Here is a 19,612-nt window from a genome sequence, read left to right as displayed (position 1 = left end):
GCTTCGCGCCATAAAAAACGGCGGTGTTGGCTTTGGTTTACGAACGCCCCAGCAGAACATCCAGTGTTCCACTGGCTACGGAGTGGTAGTTGGGGCGGGCCTGCGTATATACGGCCTGCGCCCGCTCATGACCATCGGGCGCGGCTAAAAGTGCTTTGTAGAGGGGCACCAGAAACTTGCGCCGCCCTACGCGGGTCAGAAAAGATTCCAGCGCGGCATCGGCGGGGTGGTAGCCAGCGGCCAGCGTGTGCGGAAACCAGGCCGCCAGAATTTCGGAGTTACCCGAATGCGTAAGCTGAAAGGCCGCATCCAGCTCGGCCAGCTTGTCGGAAGACAACGGATCCGGCAGGCCCTGCAGGAAATGAACCCATTCGTGGCTGCTCCAGCCTTTGGTGGAAAGCAGGGTAGCGGGCGTACCGTCCAGCCAATCCTGCCGGGCCTGTTCTACCAGCGTGAAACGCTCGGAGGTTACGGGCGGCGCTACGGTGGGAATGCCGGGGGCATCCACCCAGGCCGAAAGCTGGAGCTTTTCTTCCAGGCCCGAATGCTGATTCAGCAGCTGGCGCCGGAGGTAGGCCAAAAACGAGGCGGTATCCATAGACTGAAAACGGTGCCGGGCAAAGTATTCCTTAATAAAGGCATCCAGCTCGTCGCGGCCCACCAGGTGCTCCAGGGTCAGGAGAAGGTAGTCGCCTTTTTCGTAGGCAATTTCATTCAGCCCTTCGTCGGGGTCGCGGCCGGCCAGGTTCAAATGCAGATGGGTGTCGGCGCTGGCCGGGCCTAGCTCTGCCAGGGTGTGCAGCAGGGAGGTGTGTCCCAGTACCTGCAGCATATCCGCGTAGGGGCGGCCGTAGAGCTTTTCCATAATGCGCCGCTCAAAGTAAACGGTAAAGCCCTCGTTCAGCCAGAAGTCGTTCCAAGTGGCATTCGTCACCAGGTTGCCGGACCAGGAGTGGGCCAGCTCATGGGCCACCAGACTGGTCAGGCTTCGGTCGCCGGCCAGAATGGTGGGCGTTACAAATGTTAAACGGGGGTTTTCCATTCCCCCGAAGGGAAAGCTGGGCGGAAGCACCAGCAAATCGTATCGTTCCCACTGATAAGGTCCGTACAGCTCTTCGGCGGCCGCCACCATTTTATCAAGGTCTGCAAACTCACTGGTAGCGGTGGGCAGGGTTATCGGTTCTGCATAAATGCCGGTGCGCCCGCTCAGGGGCGTGAAGGCCAGATCCCCAACCGCCAGGGCCATGAGATAGGCCGGAATAGGCTGCGTCATGCGAAAATGGTATTCGCCCAGCGCGTTGCGCATCTGCGGGTTTTCGGCACTCATTAAAGCCAGCAGGTGGGAGGGCACGCGTACGGTGGCTTCATAGGTGAAGCGCACCCCGGGCGAGTCCTGGCATGGCAGCCAGGTACGCGCCAGAATTGCCTGCGACTGGGTAAACAAAAAGGGCTGCTGCTGCCCGGCCGTCTGCGCCGGCGTCAGCCACTGCAGAGCGGCGGCCCCGGGCGCGGTGCGGTAGCGGATGGTGACCTGGCTGGTGCCGGCCGGCAGCGCAATGCGCAGGGACTGGCCCAGGATAGCATCGGGCTGCCCCAGCTCCCAGGTAGTAGATGTGTCATGCTTGTGGTCGCCCACACTAACGGCGTCTATCTGCAGGTCGCGGGTATCCAGCCACAGCGTGGCGGCCTCGCTCAGGTCTTGCAGCTGCCAGGTAGCTTCTCCGGAAAGTATATGGGTACGGAAATCAACACTCAAATCAAGCATCAGATGGCGCACGCTCACCTCCGTAGGGCGGGCATAGCTGTGCGGATCGGCGGGCAGCGGCAAGGCAGCAGAAGTAGGCATAGAAGACCGGCAGAAAGAGGATGGACGAAAAGGGCAGGACGTAAATATAGCCAATACGCTACGTGGCCCAGCCGGTTAAAATAGGTGAAAAGTGTATCTGCAAAAGCAGTAACTTGCGACATGGCGTAGCTTGACCCTATCCCAGGGAAACATAACCTTACCCGGTTATTTAAAGTAGAACGACCGACCAGCAAAGCAGCAGCTTTTGGCCTGCCTGGTCTATCACCGTTCTATTGGCTTCTGAGCCGCTACCCCGTTCCTGACATGAAATCACCGTTTGCATCATCTTTTTTTTCCACTTTTCTGCTCTGGGTGCTCAGCCTGTCGCTTTTAGCGTCGACGGCTGCCTGCAGCGATGATCAGAAAAGTAAAATCCAGAGTGCCCTGCCGGGTATTGTTTCCAAGCCCGGCGGCCCGCAGCCCAAGCTGGATAGTGTATATGTGGTTCGCCAGATGCTGGCCGAGCCCGCTTTTAAAGACCAGCTGGACTGGGCCAAGAAATTCTACCGGGAGCGTGACTTTCGCTTAGGCTGGTTCCGCAACCATGAGTTGGTTCCGCAGGCGCAAACCATGCTTTCCGTCCTCGATAAAGCAGCCGAAGAAGGCCTGGACCCGAAGGATTACAAAGTAAAAGACTTCAATAAGCTGTTTGCTGAGCTGGAAAAAGCCCAGCAGGATACTACCCGGCGCAATGCGCTGGAGAAGGAAATTGATGTAGCCCTTTCCGGTACGTATTTTAACTATGCCTCTGATTTTTACCGCGGTACGGTGGACCCCCGCAAGACAAAAGGCGTGGATTGGCGGGTGAAGCGCAACAAAATCAAGTTGCACAAAGCCCTGATGACCATTCTGAAGGAGCGCGAAAGCACGTACCCGTACTACGAGTTTGAGCCTCTGCACCCCGAGTACGACCGGCTGAAAAAAGCCCTGGCCGATTACCGTGCTCTGCAGCGTAATGGCGGTTGGGTAAAGATCCCGGCCACGCTTAAGCTCAAGCCCGGTGATGCCTCAGCCAGCGTACCGCTGCTGCGCCAGCGCCTGCTGAACGAGCCAGCCCCGGCCGCTACTCCCGTTACGCCGGTATCTAATGGCGGCCCCAATACTCAGGCGGCTCCGGCACCTAAGTATGATAGTGAGCTGGTAAATGCCGTAAAAGAATTTCAGGAGCTCAACGGCCTGCGCCCCGACGGGGTAGTGGGTGGCGAGACGCTCAAGCAGCTTAACGTTCCTTTAGAAGACCGGATTGAGCAGATTATGCTGAATATGGAGCGGTGGCGCTGGGTGCCTAAGCGCTTCGAAGCCGACTATCTGTTGGTGAATATTCCGGACTACAAGCTACACGTTATCGAGAATAATAAAGAGGTTTTTGACATGCGGGTAATTGTGGGCAAGACCCTGAACGCAACGCCCGTGTTCAGCGACAAAATGGAATATGTAGTGCTGGCGCCTTACTGGAATGTGCCCTACAGCATCATCGATAAAGAGTTGCGTCCGAAGCTAGCGGCTGATCCTTACAGCACGCTGGATCGTCTGGATATGGAAGTAGTGAAAGGCTCCGGCGCTAAAGCTACGCCGGTTGACCCGGGCACCATTGACTGGGCCAACCTCACGGAGAAAACCTGGCGCTATACCCTGCGCCGCCGCCCCGGCCCGCAGAATGACCTGGGCAATGTGAAGTTTATCTTTCCGAATTCAGATGACATCTACCTGCACGATACGCCGCATGATGAGCTCTTCAACCAGACCAAGCGGGGCTTTAGCCACGGCTGCGTCCGTGTACAAGACCCCATCCGGCTGGCTACTTACCTGCTGCGCAATAAGAGCGGCTGGGGAGAGTCGAATATCATGAGCACTATCTCGCAGGGGCAGGAAAAATATGTGAGCCTACCGGAAAAGCTTCCGGTTTATCTGGTGTATTTCACCTCCTGGGTAGACGAAGCAGGGAAGGTGCATTTCCGCGACGACATCTACGGCCACGATAAATCTTTGGCCCGCGAGTATTTTGATTAGCGAGTAACGCTAACCTGGTAGCACCGGGTCTCAGCCATAGGTCTTTCATAAAAAAAGCCGGCGCTGCCTTCACGGGTGGAGCCGGCTTTTGCATTTTGAAATCCTCTGATCGAAGGGGTGCGAAAACGGGGGCCATAGGAGCCGTGCAGAATATCGGCACAGTCCAACTCCCTACAAGGCTAGCCAGCAAGAAGGTGGCGCTGTTGTTACCCTGGGCAGACGGCAGCAAGAAAAGCTGCATTATAGAAGAGAAGCACTGATTACATATGCAATACAATTGTAAATAGAATATGCCTAAGTTTACTATTGTTATTCATATCGTAATTAAGTTACATAAGTAATCAAAGGGAGGTTCTGAGCAGTTGTGTACAGATTACACGGGATATTCTACATTTGTAATCAAAGCTGTAGCTATTTTTCTTATTATGGTAGAACGCATTAAAACCCTGCTGGCCACGCGCCAGCTTACTCCTACCCAGTTTGCGGATGCTATTGGAGTGGGACGTCCTATCATCAGCCACATTTTAACTGGCCGGAACAAGCCCAGTCTGGAGGTAGTGCAGAAAATCCTGGCGGCCTTTCCTGATTTAAGCGTTTCCTGGCTTCTTTCAGGGCAAGGAGAGATGCAGGGCCTGGGTACAAGCTCAAATGGAGACAGTGAGCTTAAAACAGCGCAAAAAACTGTAGTGAAGGAAAAGCCTCCTAAGCAACAGTCTGCCAGACCCTCATTATTTGAGCCAGCACAGCCTGATGTGGGTAAGATTATTGTGCCCGAAGTAGCGAAAAACGTGGTTCCGGAAGCTGCTCCTCAAAGCACCCCGGCCCTGGAGGCTCCTTCTGCTCAGGTTACAACTTTGCCGCTCCCGGTATCTCCGCCCACTCAGGACAACGCCTCCGCTTTACTGACTGGAATAGCTGAACCAGGCAAAGCTATCCGGCGCATTGTCATCTTTTATCAGGATGGTACCTTCTCCGCGTATCAGCCAGAGTAATAGGGTTGTTGCCAACTCTGGCTTAGCAAAGACTATAACCGTTTCGTTAGTATTTATAGTCAGGCCTTGGAAACGGTGCAATTTGGCAGAGTAGCTTAAGGAAGGCTTGTCTGGGAACAAATACGAAGCCTTTTTAGATAGATTAGGTCGAGCTGTTATACGTCTTTTAAATGATAAATTTATAATATCTGACAGCGAAATGAATTATTGTTTAAAATTATGTATTGTGCTTTAATACTGGTTATATATCAATTACTTATGGGTTATAAGTTCAATCTTTAGTAGTGTGTTTATATGATTGATTTTGCAAATCCTTTTACATGGAATAATTTTATTTATACCGCAGTTGAGGCTATGTATATAGGAAAGGTGTAATGCTAATCTGGTTAACTAAGTTGTAAGATTGAAATTGTTATATAAATCTTGGGATTGTAGATGCTAAAATGTTTGGTAGTGGTTTTTGCAAAGTAATAGCCGTTATTATTGTTACAAAAGTAAATAATGGTGTTTTGCCTCATCATTAAGGATGAGCAGATATAGCTTGCCTGAACATTACATTTGTAGTGATAAGCCAGCAGAGCTTAAGGCGCATTCGCACATTCCCTAACTGTCGGCGGGTTTTGCGCTCCTGCTTTTACTGCGGAAAGTGGGCTTGTTGGAAAGAAGCGGGCTGCTTACCTTTGGCGCATGAAAAAATTCCGTCTGCTCCTGTTGTCCGCCGTCGGCGCTTCCCTGTTCCTGTCGTCCTGCACTCAGGCTCCCGACGCCGAGAAAGATCCTAATGCTGATGCCGCTTACAAGCGCAGCCATCGGGCTGAGCAGTATCGTGAGGCACAACGCAGCAACGTAAACTACTAACCGGAGCTAACTCTGGGCTGCGCTACGGCGTGATGTCCACCTGTCCTGGTTTAATTTCATAATTCCGTAAAACCCACAGCCCCGCCAGACATGTTCTGGCGGGGCTGTGGGTTTTCGGGGCTAGGCTTATTACTATGCGTTAACTAAGCTGGCGGAGGCAGGAGCGGACGTTTGCGCAAGCTCCGGAAGCTTGATGGAGGCCACCAGCTCATCTTCCAATATCTGGGCCCAGGTACGCAGATAAAGGACTACATCGTCGCGCTGGTTGTGGCGCAGGGCGTTGCGACGCTCCAGAGGCAGCCTGGAGGTAATGCGAGAGTCGGAAAGACGCTCCAGATAAGTTAAATCCTGACGGGAAAATCCCAGGGCCAGCATTTCATCAATGGTTTGGTCAATGGGGAGGCCACTGGTGGGGCAATAATCCGTGAGCTGCTGCTCCCAGTCGCCGTGGCGCTGCATAGCGCGGGCATGAATTTCGCCTTTCGTGAGGCGCGTAATGGTTTGGGCCAGATGGCCGCAGTTGCAGCTCCCCATATGCCCCCATTGATAGGGAGCCTGGGTCTGCAGGCGCTGAGCCGTGTTTCGCAGCGCCTCAATAACCGGAAGAGTGCTTTGTGCCATAAGCTGAAGGGCTGATGCAGAGTCCAAAATGATACTTCTCTGGTGGTACAATGCCGGAAACGGCCAATTTGTTTCAGATTCCCTGGAAAGAAAGCTACTAGCCCTATATGCAAAGAGCACAGCCGGCTGGCTGTGCTCTTAATGACTTTCCTTTAAACGAGTAGTTAGCGGGTGCCTGCGCCGGTACCGCCTGAGCGGTTGCCGCCGCGGAAGGAGCGCCGGGGGCCGCCATTGCCACCGCTGGCAGCACGGTTGCCGGAGCCACCACTACCATTCCCTCCTGAGTGCCCGGAAGGCCGTGAAGGGCGGGAAGTAGCATTGGAATCAGAATGGGAGCGGGAAGGGCGTTCCTCCCGGGGCCCACGGCCAGGGCGTGCGGGGCGGCCAGCCGGGCCTTTGGGCTTTTTAATGGGCGCTCCGCCATGCAGCGGCACGGGCGCTACCGCGCTGCTGGTGTAGGGGTGCTTATCCACCACGTCAATCTGCCGACGAATCAGCAGCTGGATATCCTGCAGATAGGCGCGCTCCTCATCTTCCACAAAGGAAAGCGCAATGCCGTTGGCGCCAGCGCGACCCGTGCGGCCAATGCGGTGCACGTAGGTTTCGGGCTCGTTCGGAATTTCGTAGTTGATAACGTGGGTTAGCTCATCCACATCAATGCCGCGGGCCGCAATGTCGGTTGCCACCAGCACGCGGGTGGAGCCGGCTTTGAAGTTGGACAGCGCACGCTGCCGGTGGTTTTGCGACTTGTTACCGTGAATGGCCTCGGCCGGAATGCTGGCTTTGGCCAGAGTTTTCACCACCCGGTCGGCACCGTGCTTGGTGCGCGTGAAAACCAGTACCCGGCGAATGGATTTATCACCGAGCAAATGCTCCAGCAAGGCGGGCTTATCATTTTTCTCCACCAGGTATACGGCCTGCTTTACCGTTTCTGCCGTGCTGGAAACGGGCGTAACCGCCACCTTCACGGGGTTGGGGCGCAGAATGCTGTCGGCCAGCTGCTGAATCTGGCTGGGCATAGTAGCCGAGAAAAACAGCGTTTGGCGGCTGGTGGGCAGCTTGGGCAGGATGCGCTTAATGTCGTTGATAAAGCCCATGTCCAGCATGCGGTCGGCTTCATCCAGCACAAATACTTCAATGTGACGCAGATCCACAAAACCCTGGCTCATCAGGTCAAGCAAACGACCGGGGGTGGCAATGAGGACTTCCACCCCGCGGTTCAGGGCATTGGTTTGGGGCAATTGACCTACACCACCGAAAATAACGGTGTGGCGCATTTTCAGGTGCCGGCCGTAGGCGGCGAAGCTTTCCCCAATCTGAATGGCCAGCTCCCGGGTGGGCGTCAGCACCAGGCAACGAATACGGGACTGCGAATGACGCTCTACCTGAGCAGTCTGGTGCAATACCTGCAGGATAGGAACGGTAAAGGCGGCGGTTTTGCCGGTGCCGGTTTGCGCCACGCCCAGTAGGTCGCGGCCATCCAGCACGTGCGGTATAGCTTGCTGCTGAATAGGGGTAGGAGTAGTATACCCTTCTTCTTGCAAGGCGCGCAGAATAGGGTCAATCAGATTCAATTCGTCGAAAGACATCAACAGGAAATAAGGGAAGGAAATGGGTTGCAGCCCTCTGCAGGCAGAGCAGCAGCAGGTAATATCCGCAAAGGTCGGGTTTTTAACCCAGCTATAGCCACTTACGGCTATATTCAGGCCAACCTCGCGGTAGCAGGCCCAGTATAGTGGGACACGGCAGCGCCTTATTTGGTTCAACCTCTTCCTTCTCGCTATGCACGTTACGCACCGACAACTACTCCATAATGGGCATTATAAGCTTAGCCAACTGACCGTTCAGGATGGTGCTTGTGAGTTGCGACGGGAGCGGTTTGAGCCTGGCCAGGCGGTAGCCGCGCTGGTTCTGGACACTCATCGGCAGGAATATATTCTGGTGCGCCAGTACCGGGTGGGGGCCGAAGATGAGATGCTGGAAATACCGGCCGGCGTGCTAGACCACGAGGGAGAAGCCCCGGAAGAAGCCATGCGCCGCGAGATTATGGAAGAAATTGGCTATCAGGTAGATAAAATGGAGCTGATAGCCGGCTTTTACCCTTCGCCCGGCAATAGCGCCGAGTTTATCCATTTGTATTACGCCGAAGTAAGCCGGCAAACCGCGGAAGGCGGCGGGGCTGCTGCCGAAAATGAGAAGATAGAGATAGTGCGCCTGCCATTGGATAAGCTACTTCAGCAGCCTATTCAGGATGGCAAAACCTGGCTAGCTATTCAATGGGCGCAGCTGCAATCTAAGCCGGATTAAACCTGATTAGGTGTTTATACAGATGGTTAAAAAGAAGTCCCCTCTCTAACTTAAGAGCGGGGACTTCTTTATTTTTATATAGTAGTGGCAAGCTGCCTGTTTACTGCGTATTTACTACGTATTCAAAGTCTTCCTTTAGCTTGGCATCGTTAATAAACACCCTTACCGACTGTGGAGAATCGGTTTTAACAAATGGAATAACCCGTTGGCTCTTGTACAGGTCGCGGTTCCAGAAGCGCCCTTCCCCGGCTGGGAGTGAGGGAACGTTCAGTAACTCTTTACCCTCCTTATCCTTCGCTACCACGCTCAGGTAGGCGGGGTCCGCATTCTGAGAGCCCCGACGGTACATGGTAACCGACAGCTGGCCACCGGCCGGAAGGCTGTTCAGCTTGCGCTGGTAGGTACTATCGGCCCAGCTGTTCATCTTTTTCAGCTCGTTTATCTCCGTCAGCAATTCTGAGTAGGGGCGGTAAACCAGCCGCGTTACGCTGGCCGATACTTCCGCGTCTTCATCGGTGTTCTTGGTTACGTTCAAAACATAAGGGCATTCCGAGTCCTTCTTTGGGACCATATACCGCTTGCGCTCTGATTTTACCTGCGCGGATGCCGCCAGCGTGCTAATGAGAAAGAGAGCGAGAAAAAGTTGTCTCATGAGGCCAATTTAAGTATATCCTTATGTATTTATCCCAAGGGGATAACAAAGTTAATGAGAAAATTCAGGGTAAGGATAATTTTTGAAGCATTTCCCGAAATAGAAATGCTTCTTGGCTTAGTTCAAAAATCATATTTCCCCGGGCTAAAAGTACGGAATGTTACTTCCCGCTCAATCCAAGGAACAGTTGACAATAAGCGCTCTGTAGACTTTGGCGCTGTCTTTCTTTGGTACCTTTGTGTGGCTACTCATGGGTGTGTTGCCCGCGTCAGCTTATTTCTCGAATGAATATACTTTTCCTGACTCCCTATCCGCACGGGAAAGCACCTTCCCAGCGGTTTCGGTTTGAACAATATTTACCCTTGCTGACGGCGGCTGGCCATACCTATACTCTGGCCTCCTTTGTCTCGGAGAAAACCTGGGCTATTTTATACAAGCCGGGGCATACGTTTGCCAAGGCCCTGGGTATTCTGGGGGGCTTTGCTTCCCGCATCGGTCAGCTGTTCACTTTATCTGGCTACGATTATGTCTTTATTCACCGGGAGGCGTCCCCCATTGGTCCGCCGGTATTTGAATGGCTGATAGCCAACGTCTTCCGGAAGAAGATTATTTATGACTTTGATGATGCCATCTGGATTCCCAACACTTCGGAAGCCAATAAGATAGTAGCCGGCATCAAATGGCACGATAAAGTGGGCAGCATCTGCCGGTGGGCCTATAAAGTGAGCTGTGGTAACGCCTACCTGCGCAGTTTCGCGGCCCGGTACAACCCGCAGGCCTACATCAATCCTACCACAATTGATACCCTGCACCTGCACAACGAAGTAAAAGACCAGCAGACAGAACAGATAGTAATAGGGTGGACGGGTACGCATTCTACCATGAAATACCTGGAGCAGGTGGTGCCAGTGCTGGCCCGGCTGGAGCAAAAGTATGCTTTTGAATTCCGGGTCATTTCTAACCAGGCGCCCACCTTACCGCTCAAGTCCTTGCGCTTTCTGCCCTGGCGGAAAGACACGGAAATCAAGGATCTGTTGAGCTTTAATATTGGCCTGATGCCTTTGGAAGACGACCCTTGGGCCAAAGGAAAATGCGCCTTCAAAGCCTTGCAGTATATGGCCCTGGGGGTACCGGCCCTGGTTTCGCCGGTAGGCATGAACACAGAAGTTGTAACGGATGGCGTAAACGGCTATATCTGCTCTACACCTGAGCAATGGTACCAGGCCCTGGAAAGGCTGATTCAGGATGCACCTTTGCGCACACGCTTTGGCGAGGCTGCCCGAAATACCATTGAAACCCGCTACTCTGTTAAGTCAAACGAAGCCAATTTCCTGTCCTTATTCAGCTAAGGCTACTCTCGGGAACGGCGAATACAACAAAAAAGGGATGCCTGCTCCATGGAGCAGGCATCCCTTTTTTGTGCCTCGGGCAAGCCCTCAAGCGATACTCGTGTTAAAAGCAAAAGGCCCCTCAGATTGCTCTGAGGGGCCTTTGCGGTCCGGACGGGACTCGAACCCGCGACCTCCGCCGTGACAGGGCGGCATTCTAACCGACTGAACTACCGAACCGTTTTACTTACCGGAAGACCGTGTGTTTTCCGTTATTGTGATGCAAATGTAGAGGGCCTTTCCCGACTACACAACTCCGGCGCTAAAAAAACCGCAAAATAAATGCCGGGAAGCACTCTAATGGCTGTTTATCAGGCACAAAAATTTTAACCCTAGCCCACACAATTCCCTGCAAAAGGGGCGCGGCTCTTCTCCGTTGCTTCACTTACCTTTGCTTCCCTTCTCAAAAAGACTACCCAACCCAGACGTTCCCCTTCTTCGGCCAATGCTCCTCGATTTCGAACAACCCATCGCCGCCCTCGAAGGCAAGCTCCGCGAAATGCAACAACTGGCGCACGATAGCCAGGTAGATGTATCTGAAGCGGTAGCCGCTCTCGAAGCCAAAATAAAAGCCCTCAAAAAGGAAACCTATGCCAACCTCACCCGCTGGCAGCGCGTGCAACTCTCCCGCCACCCCGACCGTCCCTACACGCTCGATTACATTGATGGAATGACCTCCAACTTTGTAGAGCTGCACGGCGACCGGACCGTGGGCGACGACAAAGCCATGGTAGGCGGCTTTGCTGAGCTGGGTGGCCGCACCGTCATGGTGATTGGGCAGCAGAAAGGCCGTAACACCAAGCAGCGCCAGTTCCGCAACTTTGGCATGCCCAACCCCGAGGGCTACCGCAAAGCCCTGCGCCTGATGAAGCTGGCTGAAAAATTTAACAAGCCCATCATCACCCTTATTGATACGCCCGGCGCATTCCCCGGCCTGGAAGCCGAGGAGAGGGGGCAGGGCGAGGCCATTGCGCGCAATCTGAAGGAAATGTTCCTGCTGAAAGTGCCCGTTATCTGCATCATCATTGGCGAAGGCGCTTCGGGTGGTGCGTTGGGCATTGCCATTGGCGACCGGGTACTGATGCTGGAAAATACCTGGTATTCGGTTATTTCGCCGGAGTCCTGCTCCAGCATTTTGTGGCGCTCCTGGAACTACAAAGAGCAGGCCGCGGAAGCCCTGAAGCTGACCGCTACCGATATGCTGCAGGCCAGGCTGGTAGACGGCATCGTGAAAGAACCACTTGGTGGTGCCCACACGGACGCTAAAAGGATGGTGGATACGTTGAAAAAGACCCTCCTCAAAACCCTGGAAGAGCTGGACGCGCTGCCCTACGATGAACGCATCAGTCAGCGCATAGACAAGTTTGCCGCCATGGGCGTAGTAGTAGAATAAGTTGCATTGGAGGGGAGACGCACGGCGGCAACGCGGCGTCTCCCTTCATTTTTACCTGTACCATGACGATTCATCCGCTCGATACCGGTCTGTTTAAGTTGGATGGCGGCGCCATGTTCGGCGTGGTGCCCAAATCCATGTGGCAGAAGCTCAACCCGCCCGATGCCAACAACATGTGCACCTGGGCCATGCGCTGCCTGCTGGTGGAGGATGGCAACCGACTGGTACTGGTGGATAATGGCATTGGCGACAAGCAGGACGAGAAGTTTCGTGGGCATTTTTACCTGCATGGCGAAGGCTCCCTGGAAAAATCACTCCGCCAGCTGGGCTATACCTCCTCTGATATTACGGATGTGTTTCTGACGCACCTGCATTTCGACCATTGTGGCGGTTCCGTCATTCGAACAGCCGAGAATAAGCTGGAAGTAGCCTTTCGCAACGCTACGTATTGGTCAAATGAGGCGCATTGGGAGTGGGCCGTACACCCCAACGCCCGCGAGAAAGCCAGTTTCCTGACGGAAAACATTTTACCCATTCAGGAAAGTGGGCAGCTGAAGTTTATCCAGCCCCGAGCCGGGGTGCCGGAGCCGCTATCTGTGTTCCGGGAAATCATTTTTGCCGATGGCCACACGGAAAAAATGATGGTGCCCCTGTTGAAGTACAAAGGCCGCACCGTGGCGTTTATGGCCGATTTGCTGCCCAGCACGGGGCATATTCCCCTGCCGTATGTTATGGCCTACGATGTGCGGCCTCTGCTAACGCTGGATGAAAAGGAGCGGGTGCTCCGCCGCGCGGCCGATGAAAACTGGGTACTGGTGCTGGAGCATGACGCTACGGTGGAATGCTGCACCGTACAGCACACCGATAAGGGCATACGCCTGGCGGAAACCTTCCGCTTCGCTGATTTATAAACCCTCACTGTTAACCTGGAAATGCCGCAGCACTTAGCCATAGCATTGTCAGGGGGCGGCGCGCGCGGTATTGCGCACTTAGGAGTGCTGGCCGCGCTGGATGAGCTGCAAATTCCCGTAGGAAGGCTGGCGGGCGTCAGCTCCGGGGCCATTGCGGCCGCCTTTTACGCCGCAGGTTATCCGCCCGCAGATATTCTGCGCATGCTCACCAGCACTAACGTGGCCCGCCTGATGCGCCCGGCGTTCAGCAGTTTTGGCTTACTGCACATGGATGCCGTGGAGCAGCTGTTTGTGCGCTATTTAGGCCCGGGCTGCACCTTCGCCGCCCTCCATTGCCCGCTTACCCTGGTAGCTACTGATTTACGCGAAGGCATCTCCGTGTTTTATGATCAGGGGCTCTTAATTCCGCCGTTGCTGGCTTCCTCGGCGGTGCCCATTGTGTATCGGCCGGTCGAGTTTGAAGGTCGTCAGCTGGTGGATGGGGGGCTGTTGAACAACCTGCCGGTGGAGCCCTTGCTGGGGCATGGCGTGCCGGTGGTGGGCGTGCATTGCAACCCCGTAAATCACACGGCCCGCATTACCACATTCCGCCGCCTGGTAGAGCGTACGCTGCATCTGGCTATCAATGCCAACACGGCCGCCCGGCAGCAACTCTGCCAGTTGCTGATTGAGCCCCCGGAGCTGCATCAGTACCGGCCGCTCAGCTACCGCCTGGCGCCCGAGTTATTTTCTATCGGGTACCAATACACGCTGCAGCTGGAAAAGGAGCTGCGGGCTTTGCTGGAGGAATAAGCTGCAGATGGAGCAGAGAGGAATAGGCAGCCCATAAAAATCCTCTATTTTTACCCCTAACTCTCCCTCAGTGTCTTTCCACCTCCATGCCCAAACCTGCCAACACGCCCACTTTTTGGTATCTGTTTTCTAAATTCTGGTTCTGGCTTACGGGCTGGAAGCTAGCCTCCGTAGTTCCACCGGATATCCGGAAAGCTATTATGATAGCCGCCCCGCATACCAGCAACTGGGACCTGCTGTATGCCCGCGCGGCTTTTTTCCTGATGGGAGTGCCGGTCCGCTTCACTGTAAAAAAGGAGTGGGTAGATAACCCGATAGTAGGCGGGCTGATGAAGTCCCTGGGCGCCCTGGCCGTAGACCGCCGCCGCAACAACAGCCTGGTAGACGGTATGATTCAGCTATTTAACGAGCGGGAAGAACTCGTTATCATGATTACGCCGGAGGGCACGCGCAGCTACCAGCCCAAGTGGCGCAAAGGCTTCTATTTTGTGGCGCAGGGCGCGCATGTGCCCATTCTGCTGGGCTTCCTGGATTATAAAAACAAAGAAGCCGGCGTAGGTCCCGCTGTGTACCCAACCGGCAACTATGAGGCGGATCTGGAGCAAATTCAGGCTTTCTACCGCACCAAAACCGGCCGGTTCCCGGAGCAGGGCGTACGCTAGCGCAACTCCGCAAGAATCGGGTTGATGTCGGGCGGCAGGCAGCGTAGCTTTGATTATCACGTAGCATTTCAGCGTATGGTCACTACCCCAGCCACCCTCGATTATCAACGTATTGCGCAGGCCATTCAATTTCTGGAAGCCAATTTCCGGCGGCAACCCAGCCTGGAGGAAGTAGCCGCGGCCGTGCACCTGAGTCCGTTTCATTTCCAGCGGCTGTTCAGCGAGTGGGCCGGCATCAGTCCCAAGCGCTTTGTGCAATACCTCACGGCTGATTTTCTGAAGGCGCGGCTGGCCGAAGCCGCCCCGCTTGCGGAGGCCGCCGAGGAAGCCGGCCTGTCGGCCCCCTCGCGCCTGCACGATTTATTTGTGACCCTGGAGGCTGTAACACCCCTGGAGTACCGGACGGGCGGTGCCGGCGTGCAAATCAGCTACGGCTTGCACGACACTCCTTTTGGCCCGGCCTTGCTGGCCGCTACGGAGCGCGGCATCTGTGGGCTGCACCTACTGCAGCCGGAGCAGCCCGACCTCGACGCTGCCCTGGCGGCGCTGCGGAAAGCCTGGCCCCAGGCCAAGCTTCAGCCCAATGCCGCCCGCACGGCGCCCCTGCTGGCCCGGGCATTTGCGCCGGTAGCGGGCCAGCCCCTGCATCTGCTGGTGCGCGGCACTAATTTCCAAGTGAAAGTGTGGGAGGCGCTCTTGCGGGTGCCGGTGGGCCAGGTAGTGAGCTACCAGCACGTGGCGCAGGCCATTGGGCAGCCACGGGCCCTGCAGGCTGTTGGCTCGGCCGTAGGCGCTAACCCGGTGGCCCTGCTGATTCCCTGTCACCGGGTTATCCGGAAGGAAGGCATATTGGGCGAATACCGCTGGGGCTCTACCACCAAAAAAGCCCTGATTGGCTGGGAAATGGCCCAGGCTGAACTACATGCCGCGCAACTTGTGTAGATTGCCTGGCGCGTAGCCTGTAGTAGCACGCCACCTGCCGTATGCCCGAAAAACTCCAGACCCTGCTGTTCATTGCTATTGGGCTATTTATCTTTATAGTGCGCATGTGGCGCAAGGCGCAGGAAACCATGCGTCGTGAAGCGCAGGAGCGCCCTCTACCCAAGCCGGTAGCCCCAGCACAAAGGCCTGCGCAAAAGCCTGCAGTCAATTTTGAAGAGCTCCTGCAGCAGATGATGGAGCAAAACCAGCCGCGTAAACCACAACCGGAGGTAACTCCCGCTGGCCGGGCTATTCCGCAGGAGTCCGCCCGGCCGGCCCGTTCGCTGGAAGTAACTGATTCCACTGCCCGCAGTCTGGAAGTACCCGCCATGCAGCGCCAGGCCCGGAGCCAGGAAGTGGAAGCCGGGCCCACCCGCCGGGCGGCAGTATTACCGCGGGCGGCCGTAGCGCATGGGCAGGAGGACTATTGGAGCCGCCAAAGCGCCGCTGCCAACCGCCCCCACACCGCCGCCGACGTGGCAGCCCACCTGCGCAACCCCACCGATGTTAGGACAGCTTTTGTGCTGGCGGAAGTGCTGCAGCGCCGTTTTTAGCGCAGCCAACACTTCTGGAAAAAGCTAAGCTGAGTATTAGTCCTGCGTGAGGGCATAAGCCACCAGGTTGGCACCCATACGTAGCGCCGCATCATGAATAGCGGGCGTGTCTCCGGGGTAGGTGCCTACATCTTCCCAGCCATTGCCCAGGTCGCACTCATAGGTGTAGAAGCACACCAGGCGGCCTTTATACAGCAGGCCAAATCCCTGGGGGCGCTTGCCGTCGTGCTCGTGTACTTTAGGCAAGCCCCGCGGAAATTGATATTTTTGGTGGTAGATGGGATGCGTAAAGGGAAGCTCCACAAACTCCAGCTCCGGAAACACCTTCTTCATCTCGGGCCTGATAAACCGGTCCAGCCCGTAGTTGTCATCAATATGCAGAAAACCGCCGCCCGTGAGGTAATGGCGAAGGTTTTTAGCTTCGGCTTCCGTAAAAGAGACGTTGCCGTGGCCTGTCATGTGCACAAACGGGTACGTAAGCAGCTCCGGCGAATCCAGCTCTACGGTTCCTTCCTCCGGATCAATATTGGTGTTCAGGGTACGGTTGCAGAACTGAATCAGGTTCGGCAGGGAGGTTTTGTTGGCGTACCAGTCGCCGCCCCCGCCGTAGTGCAGCTTGGCAATGCGGAAGCTGGGGGCTGCGGGGCCGGCTGCCAGCAGCGGCAGCAGAAGTAGCACGGTAATCAGCAGTCTTTTAAACATACTTCAGGGAGTAAGTCAGATACTTAGGCTACAAAATTTGCGCTATTGCAGTTCGTGGGCTACGTGCACGGTATGTACCGCCGCCAGAGCCGCCGTTTCGGTGCGGAGGCGGGAGGCACCCAAGGTAACCGGCCGGATGCCCCGGGCAAAAGCAGCTTCAATTTCCTGCGGGGTAAAGTCGCCTTCCGGACCAATGAGAATGCAACATTCCGGGCCGCTGGCGGCCACGTGGGAAAGGGGCGTCCGCTCTCCTTCAGCCAGGTGCGCAATAAAGGTAGTTTCGGGGGCTACGGTGGGCAGAAACTGCGCAAAATCTGTCAGCTCGGTTAGGTCCGGCAGCCAAGCCTGCCCGGATTGCTTTAGGGCACTCACCGCAATTTTCTGCAGGCGCTCCAGCTTCAGTTCCCGCCGCTCGGAGCGGGAGCACCGCAGGAAAGTAATTTTATCCACCCCCATTTCGGTGGCTTTTTCCACCAGCCATTCCATTCGGTCGAGGTTTTTGGTGGGGGCCACGGCCAGGTGCACCTGGTAGGCGCGGCGCGGAATCTGCTGCTCGTGCAGGATGCGCAGGCGGCAGCGCTTAGCATCAGCTACTTCCACTTCGGCCTGAAAAATACTGCCCCGGCCGTTTACCAGCTCCACAGCATCGCCGATGCTCAGGCGCAGCACCCTCACGGCGTGCTTGCTTTCGTCTTCGGGCAGGGTATAGCCGGGTAGGGTAAGATCAGGGGCGAAGAAGGTGTGCGGCATAAAACAAAGCTACGGGAAACGAGGGCAAGGCAGCAGCGCTACTGCATAACAAACCCCGGCACGAAACTCATGCCGGGGCTGCTGAATGCTTCTATAAGCGGAAGTGGCTAACCGAATGTTTCGTTCAGTAATTCCGCCAAACGAACCCCGGCCTGCTGAATCCGCTGCTTCATCAGCTCAGAATGGGCCGGGTAGTAGTTATAGTCGATATCGGTGCCGTTGGGTGCCTCCTGGTAGATCTTCTCGCTGCTCTGGTACGATTCCCAGAACCACTGCTCTATAGGCGTGTGCTGCCACTGGTGCACCAGTTGGTGCGGCAGCTTATGGTCGTACTGGCAGCCCATTTCGGTGTAAGTCAGGCCCTGGTAATCAATCAAGCCACTATCCCAGAGGCTGTGCAGGTTGGTGTCCTTGCCCCGGAATTTCAGTTTGATATCGTTGCCGCCTTTGTCCTCGGCGTGGCCGGCGTGCAGAGGCTGGTGGGCGTCGCCTACCAGGTGCACCACAAACTTGAGGGCGGCCACCCGCTCGGCCTGCGACTTACCAGGGTCTTTCAACTCCTTCAGCTTGGCCTGCAGCATATTGTAGGCGTTGGGCTCGGTCTGGCCTTTCAGGGCCTGCAGGTATTGCTCCTGGTTCAGGCCGGAAGCGGTGTTTACATAGTGCCAGGGGGCGGTATGCTTAAAATCAGGGTAGTAGCGCACTTCATCCGGCCAGGTGCTCACCATGGTCAGGGTTTCGGTGCCCAGCAGGCGGTGCACTTCGCGCTTGGCTTTGCGGGAAAGATGCTGCTCGGCAATACGACCCACGGCCCGATGGCCATCTACTCCCCAGGCACCAACAAACCCTGGAATAAGGAGCAGCAGGGCTGCCGAAAAGAAACGTTTCAACATGAAAATAGAGAAGAAGTAAACGACGCCGCAAATTACCCGCTTTTTGGCGGATGGCTGCACCGGAAGGCGCTCCTCCTGTAGGGAGCCATATTTTATACTGTCAGGGTGCAGTTATTTCCGTAAATGCAAGACCAACATTCTATTCTATCCATCTAAAGCCAACCTGCTGATGACACCAAAATTGAAAAAACTAAAAGACCAGGTTATTGTAATTACCGGGGCCTCTTCCGGCATAGGGCTGGTTACGGCCCGCATGGCCGCCGAAAAGGGAGCCCGCCTGGTGCTGGCCGCCCGCAGCGAAGATGCCCTGCGGGAGCTTACCCATGAAATAGAGCGGAAAGGCGGCCAAGCTACGTACGTGGTGGCCGATGTAAGCCGGCAGGAAGACGTCCATAACATTGCCCGCAAAGCGCTGGAGCGGTTCGGAGGCTTCGATACCTGGATAAACGACGCCGGAGTATCCATCTATGGTAAGCTCACGGATATTCCCATTGCGGATATGCGCAAGCTTTTTGAAACCAACGTGTGGGGCTTGATTTATGGCTCCCTGGAGGCCGTGAAGCACCTGCGGAAGCAGGGTGGGGCTATTATCAATGTAGGTAGTGTTCTCTCCGAGAGCACCGCTATTCTGCAGGGCATCTACAGCGCCAGCAAACACGCCGTAAAAGGCTTTACCGATGGCCTGCGCATGGAGCTTTCCCTGGATGAGCTTCCCATTGTCGTTACGCTCATCAAACCCGCCGCCATTGACACGCCGTACACGCTGCACGCCAAAAATTACATGGAGCGCGAAGCCCAGCACGCGCCGCCCGCCTATGCCCCCGAAACCGTAGCGCAGGCCATCCTGCACTGCTGCGAATCGCCGGAGCGCGAAATAACCGTGGGTGGGGGCGGCAAAATGATAACCGGCATGGCCCACTGGACCCCTGCTCTGCACGATACCTTCCAGGAAAACGTGTTTGTAAAGCAGGAAAAAGCCGATTACGCCCCACGTCCGCTGGCCCAGAATGGCCTGGACCAGCCCTCCGGCTCCCTACAGGAGCGGGGCAACTACCCCGGCCACACCCGCGAAACCAGCTATTATACCGAGGCCAGCACCAGCAAACCTATTCTGCGCACGGCCCTGGCTGTAGGAGCGGGTTTGGCGCTGGTGTCGCTGCTGGGCCGCAGCAAAAAAGGCAACGGCCATACCAATGAGCACGAGAACAGTAGCCACCGGGATGCTGTTGACCTGGACACTCAGTTTAAGTACCCGATAACAGATCCAAACCCGAGCGTTCATTAACCCCGCCACTCCAAC

The 19,612-nt window shown here is 55.7% G+C and carries 19 protein-coding genes and 1 tRNA gene; 12 read left to right on the top strand and 8 right to left on the bottom strand.

All coding sequences use genetic code 11. The annotated features are described in order from the left end of the window. Nucleotides 1-37: 37 nt before the first annotated feature. On the bottom strand, nucleotides 38-1,846 hold the full coding sequence (locus PK28_RS10935; protein WP_044513799.1) for a M1 family metallopeptidase: 1,809 nt from the start codon (nucleotides 1,844-1,846) through the stop codon (nucleotides 38-40). 264 nt (nucleotides 1,847-2,110) lie between these two features. Here PK28_RS10935 and PK28_RS10930 point away from each other — a divergent pair, with 264 nt between their 5' ends. The 3 genes from PK28_RS10930 to PK28_RS20455 all read left to right on the top strand — a co-directional run bounded on the left by PK28_RS10930 (nucleotide 2,111) and on the right by PK28_RS20455 (nucleotide 5,706). After that, a complete protein-coding gene (locus tag PK28_RS10930; protein ID WP_044513796.1) occupies nucleotides 2,111-3,856 on the top strand; it encodes a L,D-transpeptidase family protein in 1,746 nt (581 codons plus the stop codon). Nucleotides 3,857-4,218: 362 nt separating this feature from the next. Next, nucleotides 4,219-4,848, top strand: a complete 630-nt coding sequence (locus PK28_RS19035) for a helix-turn-helix domain-containing protein (protein ID WP_156126355.1) — start codon at nucleotides 4,219-4,221, stop codon at nucleotides 4,846-4,848. A gap of 687 nt (nucleotides 4,849-5,535) precedes the next feature. Further along, nucleotides 5,536-5,706, top strand: coding sequence for a hypothetical protein (locus PK28_RS20455; RefSeq protein ID WP_156126354.1), 171 nt, complete (start codon nucleotides 5,536-5,538; stop codon nucleotides 5,704-5,706). A gap of 132 nt (nucleotides 5,707-5,838) precedes the next feature. Here the strand turns inward: PK28_RS20455 and PK28_RS10920 are convergent, their stop codons facing one another. Both PK28_RS10920 and PK28_RS10915 read right to left on the bottom strand, forming a co-directional pair. Continuing rightward, complete coding sequence (locus tag PK28_RS10920) at nucleotides 5,839-6,327, bottom strand: hypothetical protein (protein ID WP_044513795.1); 489 nt, start codon at nucleotides 6,325-6,327, stop codon at nucleotides 5,839-5,841. Nucleotides 6,328-6,491: 164 nt separating this feature from the next. Next, complete coding sequence (locus PK28_RS10915) at nucleotides 6,492-7,916, bottom strand: DEAD/DEAH box helicase (protein WP_044513792.1); 1,425 nt, start codon at nucleotides 7,914-7,916, stop codon at nucleotides 6,492-6,494. Nucleotides 7,917-8,109: 193 nt separating this feature from the next. On the opposite strand from PK28_RS10915, the gene PK28_RS10910 reads away from it, so the two are divergent. Next, nucleotides 8,110-8,634 carry an NUDIX domain-containing protein gene (locus tag PK28_RS10910; RefSeq protein ID WP_044513790.1) on the top strand — a complete coding sequence of 175 codons (525 nt, stop codon included), beginning with the start codon at nucleotides 8,110-8,112 and terminating at the stop codon, nucleotides 8,632-8,634. Nucleotides 8,635-8,734: 100 nt separating this feature from the next. On the opposite strand, the gene PK28_RS10905 is transcribed toward PK28_RS10910, so the two are convergent. After that, nucleotides 8,735-9,286 carry a hypothetical protein gene (locus PK28_RS10905; RefSeq protein WP_156126353.1) on the bottom strand — a complete coding sequence of 184 codons (552 nt, stop codon included), beginning with the start codon at nucleotides 9,284-9,286 and terminating at the stop codon, nucleotides 8,735-8,737. A 284-nt stretch (nucleotides 9,287-9,570) separates the two neighbouring features. Between PK28_RS10905 and PK28_RS10900 the strand changes: the two genes are divergently transcribed. Next, nucleotides 9,571-10,635, top strand: coding sequence for a glycosyltransferase family 4 protein (locus PK28_RS10900; RefSeq protein WP_044513786.1), 1,065 nt, complete (start codon nucleotides 9,571-9,573; stop codon nucleotides 10,633-10,635). Nucleotides 10,636-10,780: 145 nt separating this feature from the next. Here PK28_RS10900 and PK28_RS10895 read toward each other — a convergent pair. Further along, nucleotides 10,781-10,854: transfer RNA gene (locus PK28_RS10895), tRNA-Asp, on the bottom strand. Between the two features lie 265 nt (nucleotides 10,855-11,119). On the opposite strand from PK28_RS10895, the gene PK28_RS10890 reads away from it, so the two are divergent. The 6 genes from PK28_RS10890 (at nucleotide 11,120) to PK28_RS10865 (ending at nucleotide 15,967) form a co-directional block, all read left to right on the top strand. Beyond that, on the top strand, nucleotides 11,120-12,067 hold the full coding sequence (locus PK28_RS10890; protein ID WP_044513783.1) for an acetyl-CoA carboxylase carboxyltransferase subunit alpha: 948 nt from the start codon (nucleotides 11,120-11,122) through the stop codon (nucleotides 12,065-12,067). Nucleotides 12,068-12,129: 62 nt separating this feature from the next. Then, nucleotides 12,130-12,978: an MBL fold metallo-hydrolase gene (locus PK28_RS10885; protein ID WP_044513781.1), complete on the top strand. Its 849-nt coding sequence runs from the start codon at nucleotides 12,130-12,132 to the stop codon at nucleotides 12,976-12,978. A 21-nt stretch (nucleotides 12,979-12,999) separates the two neighbouring features. Then, nucleotides 13,000-13,770, top strand: a complete 771-nt coding sequence (locus PK28_RS10880) for a patatin-like phospholipase family protein (protein WP_044513779.1) — start codon at nucleotides 13,000-13,002, stop codon at nucleotides 13,768-13,770. Between the two features lie 86 nt (nucleotides 13,771-13,856). Then, on the top strand, nucleotides 13,857-14,432 hold the full coding sequence (locus PK28_RS10875) for a 1-acyl-sn-glycerol-3-phosphate acyltransferase (protein ID WP_044513776.1): 576 nt from the start codon (nucleotides 13,857-13,859) through the stop codon (nucleotides 14,430-14,432). Nucleotides 14,433-14,507: 75 nt separating this feature from the next. Beyond that, nucleotides 14,508-15,374, top strand: coding sequence for a methylated-DNA--[protein]-cysteine S-methyltransferase (locus PK28_RS10870; RefSeq protein WP_044516856.1), 867 nt, complete (start codon nucleotides 14,508-14,510; stop codon nucleotides 15,372-15,374). 41 nt (nucleotides 15,375-15,415) lie between these two features. Further along, nucleotides 15,416-15,967: a hypothetical protein gene (locus tag PK28_RS10865; RefSeq protein ID WP_044513774.1), complete on the top strand. Its 552-nt coding sequence runs from the start codon at nucleotides 15,416-15,418 to the stop codon at nucleotides 15,965-15,967. 36 nt (nucleotides 15,968-16,003) lie between these two features. On the opposite strand, the gene PK28_RS10860 is transcribed toward PK28_RS10865, so the two are convergent. The 3 genes from PK28_RS10860 to PK28_RS10850 all read right to left on the bottom strand — a co-directional run bounded on the left by PK28_RS10860 (nucleotide 16,004) and on the right by PK28_RS10850 (nucleotide 18,312). Further along, nucleotides 16,004-16,669, bottom strand: coding sequence for a DUF4159 domain-containing protein (locus tag PK28_RS10860; RefSeq protein WP_044513771.1), 666 nt, complete (start codon nucleotides 16,667-16,669; stop codon nucleotides 16,004-16,006). Between the two features lie 42 nt (nucleotides 16,670-16,711). Continuing rightward, nucleotides 16,712-17,419 (bottom strand): 16S rRNA (uracil(1498)-N(3))-methyltransferase, encoded by a 708-nt coding sequence (locus tag PK28_RS10855; RefSeq protein ID WP_044513769.1) that lies wholly within the window; start codon nucleotides 17,417-17,419, stop codon nucleotides 16,712-16,714. A 107-nt stretch (nucleotides 17,420-17,526) separates the two neighbouring features. Further along, nucleotides 17,527-18,312: a S1/P1 nuclease gene (locus PK28_RS10850; RefSeq protein ID WP_044516854.1), complete on the bottom strand. Its 786-nt coding sequence runs from the start codon at nucleotides 18,310-18,312 to the stop codon at nucleotides 17,527-17,529. A 169-nt stretch (nucleotides 18,313-18,481) separates the two neighbouring features. Here PK28_RS10850 and PK28_RS10845 point away from each other — a divergent pair, with 169 nt between their 5' ends. Continuing rightward, nucleotides 18,482-19,597 carry an SDR family oxidoreductase gene (locus tag PK28_RS10845; RefSeq protein ID WP_082017068.1) on the top strand — a complete coding sequence of 372 codons (1,116 nt, stop codon included), beginning with the start codon at nucleotides 18,482-18,484 and terminating at the stop codon, nucleotides 19,595-19,597. Nucleotides 19,598-19,612: the final 15 nt, after the last annotated feature.

It is taken from the genome of Hymenobacter sp. DG25B (assembly GCF_000801315.1).
Taxonomy (GTDB): domain Bacteria; phylum Bacteroidota; class Bacteroidia; order Cytophagales; family Hymenobacteraceae; genus Hymenobacter.
Note: the sequence above shows the minus strand (reverse complement) of the source record. Positions and strands in the feature narration are given on the sequence as shown.